Source organism: Streptomyces geranii (assembly GCF_002954775.1).
GTDB classification, from domain to species: Bacteria; Actinomycetota; Actinomycetes; order Streptomycetales; family Streptomycetaceae; genus Streptomyces; species Streptomyces geranii.
Genome location: NZ_PJME01000005.1, coordinates 166,932 through 182,672, shown reverse-complemented (window position 1 = coordinate 182,672; position 15,741 = coordinate 166,932). Strand labels below are relative to the sequence as shown.

The 15,741-nt window shown below is 70.8% G+C and carries 12 protein-coding genes; 9 read left to right on the top strand and 3 right to left on the bottom strand.

Annotation, left to right across the window (positions count from 1 at the left end; translation table 11 throughout):
* The first annotated feature begins 13 nt into the window (after positions 1-13).
* The 3 genes from CW359_RS09760 to CW359_RS09750 all read left to right on the top strand — a co-directional run bounded on the left by CW359_RS09760 (position 14) and on the right by CW359_RS09750 (position 5,585).
* Positions 14-1,825, top strand: a complete 1,812-nt coding sequence (locus CW359_RS09760) for an alpha-galactosidase D (RefSeq protein ID WP_105969421.1) — start codon at positions 14-16, stop codon at positions 1,823-1,825.
* Positions 1,826-1,898: 73 nt separating this feature from the next.
* The gene (locus CW359_RS09755; protein WP_105969420.1) at positions 1,899-4,319 is read left to right on the top strand and encodes a glycosyl hydrolase family 95 catalytic domain-containing protein; all 2,421 of its coding nucleotides are present in this window, start codon (positions 1,899-1,901) and stop codon (positions 4,317-4,319) included.
* Between the two features lie 3 nt (positions 4,320-4,322).
* On the top strand, positions 4,323-5,585 hold the full coding sequence (locus CW359_RS09750) for an SGNH/GDSL hydrolase family protein (RefSeq protein WP_105969419.1): 1,263 nt from the start codon (positions 4,323-4,325) through the stop codon (positions 5,583-5,585).
* A 16-nt stretch (positions 5,586-5,601) separates the two neighbouring features.
* On the opposite strand, the gene CW359_RS09745 is transcribed toward CW359_RS09750, so the two are convergent.
* The 3 genes from CW359_RS09745 to CW359_RS09735 are packed head-to-tail and all read right to left on the bottom strand — an operon-like array spanning position 5,602 to position 8,881.
* The gene (locus CW359_RS09745; RefSeq protein ID WP_105969418.1) at positions 5,602-6,624 is read right to left on the bottom strand and encodes a TolB family protein; all 1,023 of its coding nucleotides are present in this window, start codon (positions 6,622-6,624) and stop codon (positions 5,602-5,604) included.
* On the bottom strand, positions 6,621-8,006 hold the full coding sequence (locus CW359_RS09740) for an MFS transporter (RefSeq protein ID WP_105969417.1): 1,386 nt from the start codon (positions 8,004-8,006) through the stop codon (positions 6,621-6,623). Before CW359_RS09740 ends, CW359_RS09745 begins: the two co-directional genes overlap by 4 nt.
* Before the next feature lie 26 nt (positions 8,007-8,032).
* Positions 8,033-8,881, bottom strand: a complete 849-nt coding sequence (locus CW359_RS09735; RefSeq protein ID WP_105969416.1) for a glycosyltransferase family 2 protein — start codon at positions 8,879-8,881, stop codon at positions 8,033-8,035.
* Between the two features lie 290 nt (positions 8,882-9,171).
* Here CW359_RS09735 and CW359_RS09730 point away from each other — a divergent pair, with 290 nt between their 5' ends.
* From CW359_RS09730 to CW359_RS09705, 6 genes are all read left to right on the top strand, one after another.
* A complete protein-coding gene (locus CW359_RS09730; protein ID WP_105969415.1) occupies positions 9,172-10,608 on the top strand; it encodes a sugar transferase in 1,437 nt (478 codons plus the stop codon).
* A 50-nt stretch (positions 10,609-10,658) separates the two neighbouring features.
* A complete protein-coding gene (locus CW359_RS09725) occupies positions 10,659-11,744 on the top strand; it encodes a Gfo/Idh/MocA family protein (RefSeq protein ID WP_232838325.1) in 1,086 nt (361 codons plus the stop codon).
* A 62-nt stretch (positions 11,745-11,806) separates the two neighbouring features.
* Entirely contained in the window at positions 11,807-12,793 is a 987-nt protein-coding gene (locus CW359_RS09720; RefSeq protein WP_105969414.1) for an NAD-dependent epimerase/dehydratase family protein, read from the top strand.
* Entirely contained in the window at positions 12,790-13,929 is a 1,140-nt protein-coding gene (locus tag CW359_RS09715) for a DegT/DnrJ/EryC1/StrS family aminotransferase (RefSeq protein WP_105969413.1), read from the top strand. Before CW359_RS09720 ends, CW359_RS09715 begins: the two co-directional genes overlap by 4 nt.
* A complete protein-coding gene (locus tag CW359_RS09710; RefSeq protein WP_105969412.1) occupies positions 13,926-14,618 on the top strand; it encodes an acetyltransferase in 693 nt (230 codons plus the stop codon). The genes CW359_RS09715 and CW359_RS09710 overlap by 4 nt, the downstream gene beginning before the upstream one ends.
* On the top strand, positions 14,615-15,727 hold the full coding sequence (locus CW359_RS09705) for a DegT/DnrJ/EryC1/StrS family aminotransferase (protein ID WP_105969411.1): 1,113 nt from the start codon (positions 14,615-14,617) through the stop codon (positions 15,725-15,727). Before CW359_RS09710 ends, CW359_RS09705 begins: the two co-directional genes overlap by 4 nt.
* Positions 15,728-15,741 lie beyond the last annotated feature (14 nt).

Sequence of the window (15,741 nt, the reverse complement as noted above, 5' to 3'; positions counted from 1 at the left end):
GGAGGCAGTTCCCATGCGGTTGTCCCCCCACCCCGCCCGCCGCACCGCCAGTACTCTGCTCGTCCTCGCCCTCACCGCGGGCCTCGCCGCCCTCACCCCGGCCGCCACGGCTACCGACTCCCCGGCCGTGCAGGGCGTTTCGGCGCCGCTCGCCGCCAAGCCGTACATGGGCTGGACGAGTTGGAGCATGCAGTCCTCCAAGTACCCGGGGCTCAACCCCGACGGCGACTACAGCTATCTCACCGAGAAGAACGTCCTCAAGCAGGCCGACGCCCTTGCCGCCAAGCTCAAGCCGTACGGCTACGAGTACGTCAACATCGACGCCGGCTGGTGGCGGGACCTGGACTGGAAGCCCCGCTTCGACGCCTACGGCAGACAGGCCGCCGACCCCGGGCGCTTCCCGCGCGGGATGAAGGCCGTCGCCGACGACCTGCACGCCAAGGGGCTCAAGGCCGGGATCTACCTGCCCGTCGGGCTGGAGAAGGAGGCGTACGGCGGGGGAGGGGTGCCCGTCTGGAACGGTGACGGCTGCACGACCGCCGACATCGTCTACGGCGACCTGCGCACCACCAACGGGTGGGACAGCGCGTACAAGATTGACTTCTCGCGGCCCTGCGCCCAGAAGTACATCGACTCACAAGCCCAGTTGTTCGCCGACTGGGGCTACGACTTCCTCAAGCTCGACGGTGTCGGACCCGGCTCCTTCAAGAGCGGGGAGAACTACGACAACGTCGCCGACGTCGCCGCCTGGCAGCGGGCGATCGCCGCCGCCGGACGCCCGATCCACCTCGAACTGTCCTGGTCCCTCGACATCGGCCACGCCGCCGACTGGCAGCGGTACTCCAACGGCTGGCGCATCGACACCGACGTCGAGTGCTACTGCAACACCCTCGTCACCTGGGAGAACTCGGTCGAGGACCGCTGGGACGACACCCCGGCCTGGACCCGGCACGTGGGCCCCGGCGGCTGGAACGACCTGGACTCCCTCAACGTCGGCAACGGCGAGATGGACGGCCTCACCAAAGCCGAACGGCAGAGCTACGCCACCCTCTGGGCCATCGCCAAGACCCCCCTCTACACCGGCGACGACCTGACCCGCCTCGACCCCTACGGGCTCTCCCTGCTCACCAACAGGGAGGTCATCGCGGTCAACCAGGGCGCCACCCCGCCCGCCCGGCCCGTCACCCCCTCCGACGACCAGCAGGTCTGGGCGGCCAGGAACCCCGACGGCAGCTTCACCGTCGCCCTGTTCAACCTCGGCGAGGCACCCGCGTCCGTCACCGCCGACTGGTCCGTCCTCGGCTTCACCGGCAAGGCGAAGGTCCGCGACCTCTGGAACCGCGAGAACCTCGGCGCCTACCGGGACAGGATCGCGCAGGCGCTGCCCGCCCACGGCTCACGGCTGTTCACCGTCACGCCGCAAGGTGGCCCGGTCCTGACCAGGACCGCCTACGAGGCCGAGGCGCCGGCCAACACCCTTGTCGGCAACGCCTCGGTGGCCGACTGCGGTGCCTGCTCCGGAGCCCGGAAGGTCGGCAACCTCTACCTCGGCGGCAAGCTCACCGTGAACGGCGTCAAGGTCGCGAAGGCCGGACGGTACGTCGTCGACATCGCCTACGTCAGCGGTGACGCGCGGTCCGTGCGGGTCTCCGCCAACGGCGGCGGGGCCGTCGGCCACAAGTTCCCTTCCACGGGCGACTGGGGAACCGTCGAGACGGTCAGCGTGCCGCTCGATCTGAAGGCGGGCACCAACACCGTCACCTTCGACAGCGGCGACGGCTACGCCCCGGACATCGACCGGATCGACGTACCGAACCTGGCCTGAACTCCTGAAGGCAACTCGTTACGGCAACTCCTGATGGCTACTCCTGACGGCCGACCTTCTCTGGAGCGCGTCCATGGACACCGCACGCCCCGATTCGCCCGAACTCGCCGCCAGCAGACGGGGTTTCCTCTCCGTCGCCGCCGCCGGCGGAGCCCTGGCCGCCCTCGGCGGACTGCCCGCCTTCACCGCCTCCGCCGCGCCCCGACGACCTGTCGGCTCCCCGCTGCTGACCGCAGCCGAGAGCGCCGGCACCCGACTGTGGTGGCAGGCCCCCGCCGACGACCGCTCGATGATCACCCAGGGCCTCCCGGTCGGCAACGGCCGCCTCGGCGCGCTCGTGGGCAACGACCCCGGCCGGGAGCGGCTCTTCCTCACCGACGCCACCATGTGGACGGGAACCCTCAACTCCACCCTCGACGCCGACGGCCAATTCCCCTACTCCCGCGAGAACTTCGGGTCCTTCACCCTCCTGGCCGAACTGACCGTCGACCTCCCCGACCACGACCTCTCGACCGTTTCCGGCTACCGCCGCGCCCTCGACCTCCGCCAGGGCCTGGTCACCGCCTCCTACGTCCGCTCCGGAGTGACCTACCGCCGCCAGATCTTCGCCAGCGCCCCCGACGACGTCCTCGTCCTGCACTTCACCCAGGACGGCGGCGGCCACTACACCGGCGCCGTCAGCCTGGACGGCACCCACGGCGAGACCACCACCGGCACCCGTACGGGCGGCCAACACGCCTCCTTCGGCGGGGAGTTCGCGAACCGGCTGCGGTACGGGGCCGCAGTCACGGCGTACGGCAGCGGCGGGACCGTCGCCGTCGACGGGGCGCGGATCGCCTTCCGGAACTGCGCGACCCTGACGGTGATCGTCACGGGCGGCACCGACTACGCGCCCGACCCCGCCACCGGCTACCGTGCCCCCTCGCTCGACCCGCGCAGACTCGCCCGCACGAAAGTCCTCGACGCCGCCGGACACTCCGCGACCACCCTCCTGCACACCCATGTCGCCGACCACCGTGGGCTGTTCGAGCGCATGGACGTCACGCTCGGTACCTCCACCCCGCTCCAGCGCGGCATGGACACCTGGGAGCGGGTCCGCGCCCGGTTCACCGACGACACACCGGATCCCGAACTCGAAGCGGCCTACCTTCAGTTCGGGCGCTACCTCATGATCGCCGGGTCGCGCGGGAGTCTGCCGCTGAACCTCCAGGGGCTGTGGCTCGACGGCAACGACCCGGACTGGATGGGGGATTACCACACCGACATCAACCTCCAGATGAACTACTGGCTCGCCGACCGCGCCGCCCTCTCCGACTGCTTCGACGCCTTCACCGACTACTGCCTGGCCCAGCTGCCCTCCTGGACCGAACTCACCCGCGCCCACTTCGACGACCCCCGCAACCGCTACCGCAACTCCACCGGGAAACTGGCGGGTTGGACCGTCGCCATCTCCACCAACGTCCACGGCGGCATGGGCTGGTGGTGGCACCCGGCGGGCAACGCCTGGCTGTGCAACTCCCTCTACGAGTTCACCCAGGACCGTGCCCATCTCGCCCGCATCCACCCGATGCTCAAGGGAGCTTGCGAGTTCTGGGAGGCCCGGCTGCTCACGACGACGGTCACCGACCCCGTCACGGGTGAGCGGCGCGAAGTTCTCGTCGCCGACAGCGACTGGTCGCCCGAGCACGGGCCGCTCGACGCGAAGGGCATCACCTACGCCCAGGAGCTGGTCCGGTCCCTGTTCGCCAACTACCGCACGGCGTGCGAGGTGTTGGGCAGGGACCGTGCGTACGCCCGGACCGTCGCCGATCTCCAACGGCGGCTCCATCTGCCGGGGGTGAGTGCGAAGACCGGCTGGCTGGAGGAGTGGATGTCACCCGACAACCTCGGGGAGACCACCCACCGGCATCTCTCGCCGCTCGTCCAGCTGTTCCCCGGCGACCGCATCCGCCCCGACGGCTCCACCCCCGAGGCGATCGTCGAGGGCGCGACCGCCCTGCTCACCGCACGCGGCATGGACAGCTTCGGCTGGGCCAACGCCTGGCGCGCTCTGTGCTGGGCCCGCCTCAAGAACCCCGACAACGCCTACCGCCTCGTCGTGAACAACCTGCGACCCTCCACCGGCGGCGCCAACGGCACCGCGCCCAACCTGTTCGACATCTACCAGGTCGAACAAGGCCGGGGCATCTTCCAGATCGACGGCAACTTCGGTACGCCCGCCGCGATGATCGAGATGCTCGTGTACTCCCGCCCGGGCCACGTCGAGCTGCTGCCCGCGCTGCCCGACGCCTGGGCCGCTTCCGGATCGATCAGCGGAGTGGGCGTACGCGGCGGCTTCACCGTCGATCTCCGGTGGCAGGACGGCAGGCCCACCGAGGTCACGGTGACGAGCGTCGGCGGTCGTACGGCGACCACGGTGGCGTACGGGGAGCGGTCCCGGACGGTGACCCTGGCGCCCGGCCGGTCCGTGACCCTGCGCGATCTGGGGCGGTGAGCGATGCGCCAACACAGGGGAATCCGACGGGTACTTCGCCGACTCGCCCTGCCAGCCGTCACGTTGGCCGTCGTCGCGCAGTCGCTGACCGCTTCCGCGACAGCGGCCCCCGGCACGACCACGCACAAGAACGTCGCCGCGACCACGACCACGCACGAGATCGTCACCTGGGGCGCGAGCGCCGACCGTATCGGCGACGCGGCACCGGATCGCGGTTACCGCCTCGTCGTACGGACCAGCGCCGGCGGCACCCACCTCCGCGTCCGCCTCTCCAACGCCTTCGGCGACCGGCCCCTCACCTTCGGCCAGGCGTTCGCGGGCGTCCAGCAGCAGGGTGCCGCCCTGGTCCGGGGCAGCAACCGGCAACTGACGTTCGGCGGCGCGCGATCCGTGACCGTACCCGCCGGAGAGACCGTGCTCAGCGATCCGCTGCCCGGACGGGTGCCCGCCGCGACCGCACTGGTAGTCAGCCTGTATGTGGCCGAGGGCGGCGGTCCCGCCACCGGGCACGCCATGGCCATGCAGACGTCGTACACCAGCACCGGCGACCACACGGCGGAGGAGGGCCTGGCCAACTGGACCGGAACCACCGGCTCCTGGCCGTACCTGGACGCCGTCACCGTACGGACGGACCCGGCCGTCGGCGCGGTCGTCGCCCTGGGCGACTCCATCACCGACGGCTGGCAGTCCACCACCGACAAGAACCGGCGCTGGCCCGACTATCTGGCCCGCCGTCTCCAGGCCGACTCCGGCACCCGCCTCAAGGGCGTGGCGAACGAAGGGATCTCAGGCAACAAGGTCCTCGCCGACGGAGCCGGGCAGAGTGCCCTCAACAGGCTGCACCGGGACGTGCTTTCCCACCCCGGCGTCCGAACGGTCCTCCTCTTCGAGGGCGTCAACGACATCAAGGCCCACACCGGTGTCACCGCACGGGAGTTGATCGACGGCTACCGCCGGATCATCGACCGTGCGCACACGGCCGGGCTGTGTGTCGTCGGGGCGACGGTCGGGCCCTTCAAGGGCTGGTACGAGTGGGACGCGCCCGCCGAGGCCGTACGGCAGGAGGTCAACGAATTCATTCGTACCGGCGGCGAGTTCGACGCCGTCGTGGACTTCGACCGCGTGCTGCGCAGCCCCTACGACCACGAACGCATCCTGCCGTTCTTCGACAACGGCGACCACCTGCACCCCAACGACACCGGGATGCAGGCGATGGCAGACGCGGTGCCGATCAACGACCTCGACTGCGAGCGCACCGCCCGCTGAACAACCCGACGGACGGCTACAGCGGAGCCGGTGACGAAGCCCCCGCGATCAGCAGGCGGGGGCTGCCCGTCCCGTTCGCCGGCACGCTCCACAGGTCGCTGCTGCCCACCTTGCCGTCGGTCGGGAGGGCGTACGCGATGGTGTCGTCGTCCAGCCAGGTGGCCTGGTCGTCGACGCTGTGGCGTTCCGCGAGGGCCGTCTCCTTGAGGGTCTTCAGGTCGAGTACGTACTCGTGCCAGAGGGCCGTCCGGGACAGGACCCGCTTCTTGAAGGCGACGCGGGTGCCGTCGGGGGAGAGGGACGGGCACTCCACGTTCTCGATGATCGTGGTGACCGAGCGGCGGGAGATCGAACCCTTCACCAGGTAGGTCTTGTTGGCGGTGTTGAGGGTGGCGTAGAAGGTGTCGTCGTCGGCGGCGAAGGTGACGCCCCAGAAGTTGACGTCCGAGGCGCGGTACGACTTGCCGTCCAGGGTGATCGCGAACGTCTCCAGGCTGGGGATCAGCTTCATCGTCCGGGTGTCCAGGATCGACGTGCGGGTCGAGAAGAAGGCCGACGCGTAGGACTCCCCGGAGACGAAGACCGTCCAGGCGGCGAAGCGGCCACTGGGGGAGACCCGGGCCCGGCTGGGGGTGCCCGCGAGCGCGTAGGTGTGCACCGTGCGCAGGTCGGCGTCCAGGAGGAGGGCGCGGTTGCTCTGCTTGAGGACGCCGGGGACGGACTGGAGGCAGACGCCGGTGCCGGCCGCGGCGTAGAAGCGTACGCACTTCAGGTCCGAGGCGGTCCGGCCGGCGCCCGGGTCGGCCGAGGGGACCGAGGCGACCGCTGTGCGGTGCGGTCCGGCGGCCGAGTTGACGAAGGTCAGCCGGCTCTTCTGGTCGAGGGTCAGCCGGCCCGAGCTGACCGCGGGGCCGCCCTTCTGCGGCTTGTTGGCCTGCTCCGCGCGGTCGGCGGCGTGCAGGACGACGCCGGTTCCCAGGCCCGCGAGGAGCAGCACGCCCGTGACGAGTATGAGCAGGCGGCGGCGCAGCGATGTCATCTGGATCCCTGTGGTTCTGGTTCTGTGACTGTGGTGGTGATCGGGTCCCTCGGCCGCAGTACGAAGGCCGCGACGGCCGCGCAGCACAGCAGCCCGACCGCCGATCCGGCCAGGGCCGCGCTGTCGCCCCACAGCGTCCAGGCGGCGCCGAAGGACAGTGAGCAGCAGAAGCGGGCCAGCGCCTGGCTGGTGCCGACGATGGCGAGACCGGTCGCGCGCAGCTGCTCGGGCACGATGTCGGCCAGCGCGGCCGGGAGCACGCCGTCGGTGGCCGCGTAGAACATGCCGTGCAGGGCGAGGACGAGGAAGGGCAGGGCGGGCGTGTCCGGGGCCCAGAGGAGGAGGGCGTAGGCGATCAGCAGCCCCAGGTGTCCGGTGAGGAACACCGTCCGGCGCCCGATCCGGTCGGCCAGCGCGCCGACGGGCACGGCAAGCAGCAGGAACACGACGGCGGTGCCCAGCGGCAGCAGCGGGAACCACGCGTCGGCGATGCCCGCGCGCCGTTGCAGCAGCAGATAGACGAACGCGTCGCTGACCGTGGTCAGCCCGAGCAGCGCGGCACAGCCCGCCAGCGCCCGCAGGCGCGGAAGCCGCAGCAGAGCCAGCGCGTCCCGCACCCGCACCGGCGGCCGACCGGCGGCCGTACCCGCCTCGGCGTCCACTTCGCCATTTGCCTCGGCACTTGTTTCCTTGCTTGCTTCCGCACCCGTTTCCGCGTGTGTCTCGCGTGCCTGCTCGGCCTGTTGCCGGCGGCTGGGGACGAACAGGACGAGTACGAGCACGCCGAGCACGGCGACGCACGCGCTGACCCCGAACACGGCGTCGTAGCCGTCGACCGCCACGCTCAGGATGAGGAAGGCGGCCAGGGGGCCGAGCATGGCGCCGGTGGTGTCCATCGCCCGGTGCACACCGAAGGCGCGGCCCTGCTTCTCGGCCGGGGTGGAGAGGGAGATCATCGCGTCGCGCGGGGCGGTGCGCAGGCCCTTCCCGGTGCGGTCCAGGGCGAGGACCGTACCGAGTGTGGCGATGCTTCCGGCTAGCAGAAGCAAAGGTTTGCACGCGGCGGAAAGGGCGTAGCCGAGCCCGGCCATGAGCTTGTGGTTGCGCACTCGGTCGGCGAGATGACCGCCGGTGAGCTGGACCAGCGCGCTGACGCCGTTGTAGACGCCGTCGAGGGTGCCGAACGCCAGCGGGGTGAAGCCGAGGGTGGTGACGAGGTAGAGCGGCAGGACCGCGGTGACCATCTCCGAGGAGATGTCGGTTATCAGGCTGACCGTCCCCAGGACGAACACCACCGGGGCGACCCTGCGCCCCGCGCCGCGTCTTCGGGCCGGTTCGGTGTCCGTCTGCGCTGCGGGTGCGGAGCGGTCGGTGAGATACATGATCGAGAACTCCAGGTGCGGTGCGATCAGTTCTGCCGGCTGCTCTCGTCCCGCAGCCAGGTCCCGAAGTCCTGTGCGCGGACGGCCTTCCTGGCCCCCCGCCGGGCGGCGACCGCCGCCGCGAGGAAGACTACGACACTGGTCACGAGCCGCGGCTCCCGGCGGAGCATGCTTTTCAGGTCCGCGACGCTCGTGCGGGCCGAGGCGTCCTCCGGGCCCTGGTGCTGCTCGACCTGGGCCGTGGAGACAGCGGCCCGGATGCGCCGTTTCATCAGGTCGGACCAGGTGCGCGGCGGATGCACCACGACACTCGCCCCGCCGACCACGAGCCGCTCACCCGGGGCGAACGCCAGGGACGCGGCCAGGTCGTCCGCCATCAGCGGAGGCAGCGCGGCGATTCGGTTATGACCGGTTTTGGACACGGCGATCACGCCCCGCCCGAACAACCCTTCGCAAACGGCAGGCAAACGTTGCCAGACCCGGTAGTAGGCGCGCACCCGCCACGAGCACCCCTGCAGTGGAATCTCTCGCTCCGGTGCGGTGGCGAGGACATCCGAGGTGTCGTCGTTCAGGGGTTCGATCAATGCCCGTATGTCGGCGCCCGAGATCACCACGTCGGCGTCCACGTAGACCCGGGGGAAGCCGCGTGCGTGGTCGTCGCCCGCCCGTAGGGCCGCATGCTTGGAGGGGGTCGGTATTTCGACCACCCGTACGCGTGGGCCCCGCGTGGCCGCGATCCGTGCCGTGTCGTCCGTGCAGCCGTTGCACACGACAACGACGTCGGTCTCGTCCTCGGTGGAGTCGGCCAGCAGCGAATCCAGGAGTCGTCCGATGACTTGGGCCTCGTTGTGGGCCGGGATCACGATGCTCGTCACGTGGGCAGTATGCCGCCAGTGTCACTAATGCGATGTGTGTTTCGTTCAACCGTTCCCGTGACTGCGTCCCGTGGTCTAGATTGAGTGCCGCCGGACCGGTTTGGGTGGGGAACTTGTCCTTGACTGCGTGTCACGGTACGGCTTTGTGCATTGTTTTGAGCATTTGCAGTACAAGCATGCTGGGGGGCATGAGGCGGTTGGGGAACCGCTGTCACGCTCCCTCGCTTTCCAGTGCCGCTGCGTGATGGGCACTTCGGTCGGGGGGTAGCCGCGCATGTGGTGGGGGGAGCATGACCATTGAGGTCACGCCTGAGCAACTCGTTGTGGAACGCCGGAATCCGGCGGCACGCCGAAGACATTGGGAGCAGAAGTATCGGTTCTCCCTGTTGGTCACCGACGGCCTGGCGGCCGTTCTCGCGGCCTTCCTGATCCACGCGGCCTTCGACCGCTGGGCGGTGGCCCTGGTGCTGCCCCCGACGTGGATCGTGACCATGCTCGTCCATCGTTCCTACGACCGCAAAGCCCTGGGCGTGGGCGCCGAGGAGTACCGACGGGTGCTCCGCGGGGCCGTGGCGCTGCCGGCGCTGGCCGCCGGGTACTACTTGGTCGCGCACGACCCGGGACTCCTCCATGACATGCTCATGGCCACAATTCCGGTCGCCGCGCTCGCCGTACCGGGCCGCTACGCGCTCCGTCGCCGCCTGCACCGAAGATGGGCCCGGGGCCGCGACCAGAGCACGACGCTGCTGGTCGGACCGTCGCACGGCATCCAGGAACTGGTCGCCGTACTGCGCCGCGGCGGTGAACAGGAGCTGGACATCGCGGGTGTCTGCCTGAGCGATCCGCGCAACCGTTCCGAGATCCGCAAGCTGGGGCTCCCCGTCCTCGGTGGCGTCGGCGACATGGAGAACGTCGTCCGGGCCCTGGGCATCGGAACCGTCGTCGCCCTCCCGGTCCCCGAGAGCGACGCCTCCGTGCTGCGCCGGATGTCCTGGACGGCCGCCGTACAGGGCGTCGAGTTCCTGCTCGCCCCCGTACTGACCGACGTGACCGCCTCACGGCTCGCGATCCGGCCCACCAACGGGGTCCCGCTCGTACGTATCCAGGCACCGAACCTCGCCCCGGCCGCACGGCTGCCCAAGGAACTCCTGGACCGCTCCCTCGCGGCCCTGCTCCTCGCGTTCCTCGCGCTGCCGATGATGGCGATCGCCCTGATCGTGCGGCTGGACAGCTCCGGACCGACCCTGTTCCGGCAGCAGCGCGTGGGCCGCTACGGCGACCACTTCACCATGCTGAAGTTCCGCACCATGCGGCCCGACTCGGAGAACCTGCGGGCCGAGCTGGAGCACCTCAACGAGAACAGCGACGGGCTGCTGTTCAAGGTGAAGGAGGACCCGCGGATCACCCGCTTCGGCTCCTTCCTGCGGCGCAGCTCGCTCGACGAACTGCCGCAGCTGCTCAACGTGGTCAAGGGCCACATGTCGCTCGTCGGCCCCCGGCCCCCGCTGCCCGAGGAGGTCGAGGAGTACACCCCGGAGGTCAAGCGCCGGCTGTTGGTCAAGCCCGGTCTCACCGGGCTCTGGCAGGTCAGCGGACGCTCCGACCTGCCCTGGGACGAGGCGGTCCGGCTCGACCTCGGATACGTCGACAACTGGTCGCTGGGTCTCGACCTGACGATCCTGGCGCGCACCGGATCCGCGGTGGTGCGCGGAACGGGGGCCTACTGATGGACCGACCTGACCAACTGGACCACCCGGACCGACGGAAGAAGAATCAAGTGACGCAGGGTACGGGGCCGTCGGGCACGAAGCCGTCGGGTACGGAGCCGCTGGGGGTCGCGGTCGTCGGGGCGGGCTACTGGGGCCCCAACCTTGTCCGCAACTTCCAGGCCAGCGACCGGTTCCGGCTGCGCTGGCTGTGCGACCTCGACGTGGACCGCGCCCAGCGCGTCCTCGGCGGCTACTCGACGGTCCAGGCCACCGCGGACTACGCGGCCGTCCTCGCCGACCCCACCGTCGACGCCATCGCCGTGGCCACGCCCGCCGGTACGCACCTCGACATCGCGCTCGCCGCCCTGCGCGCCGGAAAGCACGTCCTCGTGGAGAAGCCCCTCGCGGCGACCTACGCCGACGGACTGCGCCTGGTCACCGAGGCCGAGGAGCGCGGGCTCACCCTTATGTGCGACCACACCTACTGCTACACGCCCGCCGTGGGCCGGATCCGGGAACTGGTCCGCTCCGGGGAACTCGGCGAGATCCACTTCGTCGACTCGGTCCGGATCAACCTCGGGCTCGTCCAGAAGGACATCGACGTGATGTGGGACCTCGCCCCGCACGACCTGTCGATCCTCGACTTCATCCTCCCCGACAACGTCGAGCCGGTCGCCGTCGCCGCCCACGGGGCCGACCCGATCGGGGCCGGACAGGCCTGCGTCGCCTATCTGACGCTCCAGCTCAACACCGGGGCCATCGCCCACGTGCACGTCAACTGGCTCTCGCCGACCAAGGTCCGCACCACCATGGTGGGCGGCGCCAAGCGCACCCTGATCTGGGACGACCTCAACCCCGCCCAGCGGGTGGCGATCTTCGACCGGGGCGTCGACCTGGCCGCGCCCCAGGAGATCGGCGACGACGAGCGCCGGGACATGCTCATCTCCTACCGCTCCGGCGACATGGTCGCCCCCGCCATCGGCGAGAAGGAAGCCCTGCGCAGCATGGTCGACGAGTTCGGCGACGCCATCAGGGAACGCCGGGCGCCGCTGACCGACGGCCGGGCGGGCCTCAGGGTGCTGGACATCCTGGAGGCGGCCTCCCGGAGCCTGGAGTTCAAGGGCGCGGTCGTCGGCCTGCGCGCCGGGCACTGACCGCGCCGGGCACCGACCGTTCCACTTCACCGACAGTCCGACTGACCGAGAGGGCAGCGCAGTTGAGCAGCGTACGAGGCAAGAAGATCCTGGTCACCGGGGGAGCGGGCACCATCGGCTCCAACCTGGTCGACCTGCTGGCCGAGGGCGGCGCCCGCGAGATCGTCGTACTCGACAATTTCGTGCGCGGCCGGCGGGCCAACCTCGCCAAGGCGCTGCCCAGCGGTGTCGTGGAGATCGTCGAGGGCGACATCCGGGACGCGGCCACCGTACGGAAGGTCACCGAGGGCGCCGACCTGGTGTTCCACCTCGCGGCGATCCGTATCACGCAGTGCGCGGAGGAGCCCCGGCTCGCCAACGAGGTCATGGTCGACGGCACGTTCAACGTCCTGGAGGCGGCGGCCCAGGCCGGAGTCGCCAAGGTGATCGCCTCGTCCTCGGCGTCCGTCTACGGCATGGCCGAGACCTTCCCGACGACCGAGCGCCACCACCCGTACAACAACGACACCTTCTACGGCGCCGCGAAGGCCTTCAACGAAGGCCAGCTGCGCAGCTTCCACGCCATGTACGGACTGGACTACGTGGCTCTGCGCTACTTCAACGTCTACGGCCCCCGGATGGACATCCACGGCCTCTACACCGAGGTGCTCATCCGCTGGATGGAGCGCATCGAGGCGGGCGAGCCGCCGCTGATCCTCGGCGACGGCGCCCAGACCATGGACTTCGTCGACGTCCGCGACATCGCCAGAGCCAACGTCCTGGCCGCCGAGTCGGACCTGACGGACGAGGTGTTCAACGTCGCCAGCGGCACGGAGACCTCGCTCAAGGAACTCGCCCAGGGCCTCCTGGAGGCGATGGGCGCGTCCGGCCTTGAGCCCGAGCACGGGCCCGCCCGCGCGGTGAACGGCGTGACCCGGCGCCTCGCGGACACCTCGCAGGCCGCCGAACGGCTCGGGTTCCGGGCCGAGATCGACCTGCGTACGGGCCTGAAGGACCTGGTCGAGTGGTGGCGTGCGGAGCGCTCCCCTTCAGAGGAGTCCGCCAAGTGAGCACCGACCGCATCCCCGTGATGATCCCCTGGCTCGGCGAGGAGGAGGCGAAGGCGGCCTCCGACGCGGTGCTGTCCGGGTGGGTCGCCCAGGGCCCCCGTGTCGCCGCCTTCGAGCGGGCCTTCGCCGAGCGGGTGGGCGCCGAGCACGGCATCGCCGTCAGCTCCTGCACCACCGGCCTGCACCTCTCGCTCGTCGCCCTCGGGATCGGGCCCGGCGACGAGGTCGTCGTCCCCTCGCTGTCGTTCATCGCCACCGCCAACGCCGTGCGTTACGTCGGTGCCGAACCGGTGTTCGCCGATGTCGACCCCGCCACCGGCAACCTCACCACGGCCACCGTGGACGCGGTCCGAACGCCCCGCACGAAGGCCGTACTCGCCGTTCACCAGGGCGGGGTCCCGGCCGACGTGCACGCGCTGCGCGCCGCCTGCGCCGAGTGGGACCTCGCGCTGGTCGAGGACGCGGCCTGCGCCATCGGCTCGACCGTCGGCGGCAAGCCCGTCGGGCACGGCGCGCTGATCGCCGCCTGGTCCTTCCACCCCCGCAAGGTGGTCACCACCGGCGAGGGCGGCATGATCACCACCGACGACGCCGAGTGGGCGGCCCGGCTGCGCCGACTGCGCGAGCACGGCATGAACGCCTCGGCCGCCGAGCGCCACGCCAGCAACAAGCCGGTCCTGGAAAGCTACTTGGAAGTCGGCTTCAACTACCGCATGACGGACGTCCAGGCCGCCATCGGCCTCGTCCAGCTCGGCAAGCTCGACACGATGATCGCCCGCCGCCGCGAACTGGCGGCCCGCTACGACGAGTTGCTGGCGGACATCCCCGGCCTCACCCCCGTGACCGACCCCGCGCACGGGCAGAGCAACTTCCAGTCCTACTGGGTGCTGCTCGCCGAGGACTTCCCCGTCGGCCGCGACGACCTGCTCGCCGCGCTCGCCGACGCCGGGGTCTCCGCCCGGCGCGGGATCATGGCCTCGCACCTCGAACCCGCCTACGCGGACCACCCGAGCGCGCCGCTGCCCGTCACCGAACGGATCAGCCGCGACTCGCTGATCCTGCCCCTCTTCCACACCATGACCGAGGCCCAGCAGGACCGGGTCGTGGCGGCGCTGCGCGAACAGGCCCATGGATGAGCGGGCTGCTGATCGTCGGCGCGGGCGGTTTCGCCCGGGAGACCGCACAGGCCGTACGGGACACAGGCGAATTCGAGCTGCTCGGACACCTCGACGACAACCCCGACCTGCACGGCACGGAGGTCGACGGCGTGCCGGTGCTCGGCGGCTGCGACCTGGTGCACGAGCTGACCGGGGCCCGCGTGGTGATCTGCGTGGGCAACCCGAGGGACTACGCGGCCCGCGCCCGACTGGTCCGCAGGTTCGGCCTCCCCCTGGACCGCTACGCCACGGTGATCCACCCGACGGCGGCCGTGTCGTCGACCTCGCGGGTCGGCCCCGGCTCGGTCCTGCTCGCGCACTGCGTCCTGACCGCCGCCGTACAGGTCGGCGCGCATGTCGCCGTGATGCCGCAGGCCGTCCTCACCCATGACGACGTGGTCGAGGACTTCGTCACGATCACCTCCGGCGTACGGCTCGGCGGCGGCGTACGACTCGAACGCGGCGCCTATGTGGGCTCCGGGGCCCTGGTCAGGGAGGGCACGACGGTCGGCGCCTGGTCGCAGATCGGCCTGGGAAGCACCGTGCTCGGCGACGTCCCGCCGGGCGAGGTCTGGGTCGGGAGCCCGGCCAGGCGGCTGCGCGCGGCGGAGGCGCCCGCGCTGGACGAACTCGCGACACGAACGACAGTGGGGGGACCGCTGAGATGAACCACATACCGCTTGTCGACCTCAAGGCGGCACACGAGGAGGTCGCCGACGAGGTACGGGCCGGCTTCGAACGGGTGCTGGCGAACACCGCCTTCATCGGCGGCGACGAGGTACGGGCCTTCGAGCGCGAGTACGCCGACTTCGGCGCCGTCGCGCACTGCGTGGGCGTCGCCAACGGCACCGACGCCGTCGAACTCGCCCTGCGCGCGAGCGGGATCGGACCCGGCGACGAGGTCGTGATCCCCGCCAACACCTTCATCGCCACCGCCGGAGCCGTGGCCCGGATCGGCGCCCGCCCGGTCCTGGCGGACTGCTTGCCCGGCACCCATCTGCTCGACCCGCAGGCCGCGTTGGACGCCGTCGGCCCGGCCACCCGCGCGGTCGTCCCGGTGCATCTGTACGGCCAGCTGGCCGAGGTGACCGGCCTGCGCGACCGACTCCCGGACCACGTACGGGTCGTCGAGGACGCCGCCCAGTGCCAGGGCGCCACCCGCGACGGCCGCTCCCCGGGCAGCGGTGGCATCGCCGCGACCAGCTTCTACCCGGGCAAGAACCTCGGCGCCTACGGCGACGCGGGCGCGGTCCTCACCGACGACGAGAACCTGGCCGACCTGGTCCGCGCGACCGCGAACCACGGCGGCGTCGCCAAGTACCGCCACGACGTAGCCGGGTTCAACAGCCGCCTCGACGGACTGCAGGCCGTCGTCCTGCGCGCGAAGCTCGCGCGCCTCGCGGACGGCAACGCGGCCCGGCGGGCGGCGGCGGCCCGCTACGACGACCTGCTCGCCGACCTCGCGGCGGCCGGCCGGGTCGTCCTCCCCACGACGGCCGACGGCAACGTCCACGTCTGGCACCTGTACGTCGTCGAGGTCACCGACACGGACCGCGACGACGTCGTCGGCAAGCTCAACGCCGAGGGCATCGGCGCGGGCGTGCACTACCCCGCCCCCGTGCACCTCACGGCGGCCTACCGACATCTCGGCCACGCCCGTGGTGACTTCCCCCACGCGGAGCGGGCGGCGGACCGCATCCTGTCGCTGCCGCTCTTCCCCCAGATAAGCCCCGATCAGCAGCGACGCGTCGTGGAAACGCTCACCAAGGCGCTCTGAAGCAGATCGGCCCC